At 73.4% G+C, this 4,163-nt stretch carries 5 protein-coding genes; 2 read left to right on the forward strand and 3 right to left on the reverse strand.

Features of this window, described 5'->3' with window-relative positions; genetic code table 11:
* Positions 1-534, forward strand: a 534-nt coding sequence (locus tag ACIPYS_RS40075) for an FG-GAP repeat domain-containing protein (RefSeq protein ID WP_400755553.1), incomplete at its 5' end; no start/stop codon positions are given.
* 194 nt (positions 535-728) lie between these two features.
* Here ACIPYS_RS40075 and ACIPYS_RS40080 read toward each other — a convergent pair.
* On the reverse strand, positions 729-854 hold the full coding sequence (locus ACIPYS_RS40080; RefSeq protein WP_400755555.1) for a hypothetical protein: 126 nt from the start codon (positions 852-854) through the stop codon (positions 729-731).
* Positions 851-1,867 (reverse strand): zinc-binding alcohol dehydrogenase family protein, encoded by a 1,017-nt coding sequence (locus ACIPYS_RS40085; protein ID WP_400755559.1) that lies wholly within the window; start codon positions 1,865-1,867, stop codon positions 851-853. Before ACIPYS_RS40085 ends, ACIPYS_RS40080 begins: the two co-directional genes overlap by 4 nt.
* Before the next feature lie 260 nt (positions 1,868-2,127).
* Between ACIPYS_RS40085 and ACIPYS_RS40090 the strand changes: the two genes are divergently transcribed.
* On the forward strand, positions 2,128-2,514 hold the full coding sequence (locus ACIPYS_RS40090; RefSeq protein WP_231978055.1) for a helix-turn-helix domain-containing protein: 387 nt from the start codon (positions 2,128-2,130) through the stop codon (positions 2,512-2,514).
* Positions 2,515-2,557: 43 nt separating this feature from the next.
* On the opposite strand, the gene ACIPYS_RS40095 is transcribed toward ACIPYS_RS40090, so the two are convergent.
* Positions 2,558-3,655, reverse strand: coding sequence for a Gfo/Idh/MocA family protein (locus ACIPYS_RS40095; RefSeq protein WP_400755557.1), 1,098 nt, complete (start codon positions 3,653-3,655; stop codon positions 2,558-2,560).
* Positions 3,656-4,163 lie beyond the last annotated feature (508 nt).

Here is a 4,163-nt window from a genome sequence, read left to right on the forward strand (position 1 = left end):
GGTGGTGACGGGCACGGGGACTGGAGCGACCTGGGTCAGGTCGCCTCCGGCCTGACCGCCGATCCGTCGCAGGTGACGTTCGCGGACTTCGACGGCGACGGCCGTACCGACTACATCACCCTCGCCGACAGCGGCGCCGTGAACGTCTTCCTCAACCGGGGCGGCGACGGCCACGGCGGCTGGGTGGACAACGGCCGGGTCGCCGGCGGGCTCACCACCGACCGCAGCCGACTGCGCCTCGCCGACTTCGACGGTGACGGGCGTGCCGACTACAACGTGGTCAACCCCGACGGATCGATCACCACCTTCCTGAACAAGGGCGGTGACCACCACGGCGGTTGGAGCGACCACGGACGGACCGCGTCCGGTCTCACCACCGACCAGAGCGCCGTGGCGCTGGCGGACATCGACGCCGACGGCCACGCCGACTACCTCGTCACCACCGGCCCCACCACCGCTTTCCTCAACAACGGCGGCGACGGCCACAACAACCCCGGCTGGATCGACTACGGCCGGATCGCCGCCGGGAGTTGAGCGGGCGGGGCCGCCCTGCCGCCTACGGGCCGCGACCACGGGCCGCGCCGCGTCGGGGTCACCGCACGGACGACCGTGCGGTGACCCCGGCCCCGTACCCCGGCTGTCCCCGCCACCACCGGCCGGGGGCGGCCGGGGCTTCCTCGTGGGCGCGTCGCGGGGGGCGCCGCGCGCGTCCGCGGGTTCCGGCCGTGCTAGCGGCGGCGGCCGCCGCGCGGGTGCAGCGGGTGGGGCGGGCTCAACGGGCTCAGCGGGCTCAGCGGGCTCAGCGGGCGCAACAGGTGCAGCAGGTGCGGCGGCTGCGGCTGCCTCGGGCTCATCGGGCGAAGCCGGTGAGCGTGGTCTTGCCGATCGTGGTGCCGGACTCCTGGCGGCGGTGGGCCTCGCGGAGGTTGGCCGCGTTCACCGGGCCGAGGTCGGTCGTCGCGGTGCTGGCGAGCACGCCGTCGTCGGCCAGCCGGGACACGCGGTCCAGGATGCGGTGCTGGGCTGCCAGGTCCGCGGTGCCGTGCAGGGAGCGGGTGTACATCAGCTCCCAGTGGAACGAGATGCTCTTGGACTTGAGCACGCCGATGTCCAGGGAGTCGTGGTCGTCGATGGCCACGATCGCCCCGAAAGGCTTCAGCGCCTCGGCGTACGCCGGGAGGTTGCGGTCGGTGCCGACCGTGCTGAACACCAGGTCCACCCCGTCCGGGGCCACCTCGGCCAGCTGCCCGGCCAGCGGCTCGCGGTGGTCGACGATGTGGTGGGCGCCCATCCGGCGGGCGAACTCCGCGCTCTCCGGACGGGAGGCCGTGCCGACCACGGTCAGCCCGGTCAGCGCGCGGGCCAGCTGGGACACCATCGCGCCGACCCCGCCCGCGGCGGCGGTCACCAGCAGGGTGCCGCTGCGGTCGGGGGCGACGGCGGCCTGGCCAAGGCGTTCGAACAGGCCCTCCCACGCGGTCAGCGCGGTCAGCGGCAGCGCGGCGGCCTCGGCGAAGGAGAGCGTGGCGGGCTTGTGCCCGACGATCCGCTCGTCCACGGCGTGGTACTCGGCGTTCGCGCCCGGGCGGTCGATCGCCCCGGCGTAGTAGACCTCGTCCCCGACCTCGAACAGCTCGACCGCGGAACCCACCGCGACCACCGTGCCGGCGGCGTCCCAGCCGAGCACCTTCCAGTCGCCCTGCGGATCGACGTTCCGGCGCACCTTGTGGTCGACCGGGTTCAGCGCCACCGCCTCGACCCGGACCAGCAGGTCCCGCGGGCCGGGCTGCGGCACCGGCAGCTCGACGTCCTGGAGGCTGTCCGGGTTCTCGACGGGCAGGCTCGCGCGGTAGGCCACCGCTCGCATCGTGGTGGGGATCGTGTTCTTGCTCATCGCGGTGTCCTTCGCTGCGGAATGTCGTCCTGGCCTTGGCCTTGGTCCTCGCCTCGGCCTTGGTGCTGGTCCTGACCTCGGTCCTGGTCCTGACCTCGGCCCTGGTTCTGGTCCCGGCCCTGGTTCTGGTCCCGGGTCCCCGGCACCGGCTCCCGGGGCCGTCATCAGGACGGTACGCAACAGGTAGTGGTAACCCGCAAGGGCTCCTAGTTCCTTTTGGGTACTATGACGATATGACTACGAAAGCGACTCTGTCCCTGGCTCCGGCGGCGTCGGTCGACGGCGGTCCACCGAAGGACGTCTACGCCGCCGCCTGTCCCTGCCGCGACATGCTCGACCTGCTCGCCAACAAGTGGAGCGCCCTTGCCCTGGGCGCGCTGGAGGAGGGGCCGCAGCGCTTCGGTGCCCTGCGCGCGCGGCTGCAGGGTGTCAGCCCCAAGGTGCTCACCCAGACCCTGCGCCGACTGGAGGAGTTCGGGCTGGTGGACCGCGAGGTCTTCGCCGAGGTCCCGCTGCGGGTCGAGTACAGCCTGACCGGGCTCGGGCGTGACGCCTGCGCCCCGCTCGCCCACCTGCGGACCTGGGTCGAGCGGAACATCGACCGCTTCCCGGCCGCCTGAGGCACCCCGAGGCCCGCCCGAGTCGCTGCGAGTCGCTGCGGGGTCACTCGCCCGGGAAGACGACCCCCAGGTCGCGGCGGACGCCGTCCAGGACGCGCATGATGTCCAGCGTCTCGGCGAGCGGCATCAGCTCGGACTCCAGCCGCCCCGCGGCGATGCACCGGGCCGCCTCGGCCGCCTGGTAGCTCATCCCCCCGTCGCGCGGCGGGACGAAGGTGTCGAGGATCTCGTTCTCCCGGCCGACGAGCCGGACCCGGGCGGCTCCGTAGAAGGGGCCGTCGATCTCCAGCCGGGCATGCGTTCCCGAGATCGACGCCGAGGTCGGCGTGCGGGCGAAGAGCGAGGTGTTCAGCACCCCGTGCGCGCCGGACCCGCCGGTGACGACGATCGAGGCCTGCCCGTCGACACCGCTGAACGCCTTCGTGCCCACCGCTGTGACCGAGGCGAACGGCCCGAGCACCATCGAGGCGAACGAGACCGGATACACGCCGAGGTCGAGGAGGGCGCCGCCCGCCAGCTCGGGGGCGAACAGGCGGTGCGCCGGGTCGGGATCCATCCGCTGCCCGTGGTCGGCCGTCACGGTGTGCACCTCGCCGAGCAGCCCGGACGCCAGCACCTGGCGGACCACGTCGATGTGCGGAAGGAAGCGCGTCCACATCGCCTCCATCAGGAACACCCCGCGCTCGCGGGCCGCCTCGATCAACTGCTCGGCCTCGCGGGCGTTGCGTGTGAACGCCTTCTCGACGAGAACGTGCCGGCCCGCCTCGACGGCCAGCATCGCGTGCTCGAAATGGGCCGAGTGCGGCGACGCGACGTAGACGATGTCCACCTCGTCGTTCCCGGCCAGCTCGGCGTAACTGCCGTGCGCCGCGGGGATGCCGAACCGGTCGGCGAACGCCCGGGACCGCGCGGCGTCGCGCGAGCCGACCGCCACGACCCGCTGCCCGGTGTGCTGCCGCAGGGTCTCGGTGAAGTGCGCCGCGATCCCGCCCGGCGCCATCACGCCCCAGTTCAGGGCGGGTGCTTCACGGGGGGAGGGAGTGCGGGGCGCAGGCAGCACGGTGCCCGCCGTCCCGTCCGCGGCGCTGTCCGTGGCGCTGTCTGTGGCGCCGTCCGCGGCGATCGACCGTTCCTGCGTCATGGGGGTCCTCTCGAAGGGCGGGCGAAGGCGGTGCCGGGGCGCGGGCGCCGGCACCGCAGGTGCCTGGGCGGTTCGGTGGTCCACGGTCGGTCAGACGTTGTCGGTCGAGCGTTTCTTCCGAGAGCCCGGCGGCCCCGGACGGTTGCGTGACCGGCCGCCCTCGGCGAGCTCGTCGAGAAAACGGCCGTCGCGGAGTTCTACCACGCGGTCGGCGCGTTCCATCAGGTCGGGGTCGTGGGCCCGGGCCACGATGTCTTCGGCGCGAAGGTGGAGGGCCTGGCTTCGTCGGGGGCGGGGGTTCTACCGGCTCAAGGGCGGCACCGCTCGCCCGATCGCGCGGAGCCGTGCTGTGCGTGCTCCCCCCGGAACGGGCGCACGCCCTGTCGACGAGGTCCGCGACCGAAAGGTGGCGGGGGGGGGGGCCGCCCACCCCCCCGCCCAGGGGGGGCGGGATAAGGGGATGTTTGGGGTGGGGGGCACCAAAGGGGTAAACCCCCCCAAAAACGGG

Source organism: Kitasatospora sp. NPDC089913 (assembly GCF_044748625.1).
Lineage (GTDB): Bacteria > Actinomycetota > Actinomycetes > Streptomycetales > Streptomycetaceae > Kitasatospora.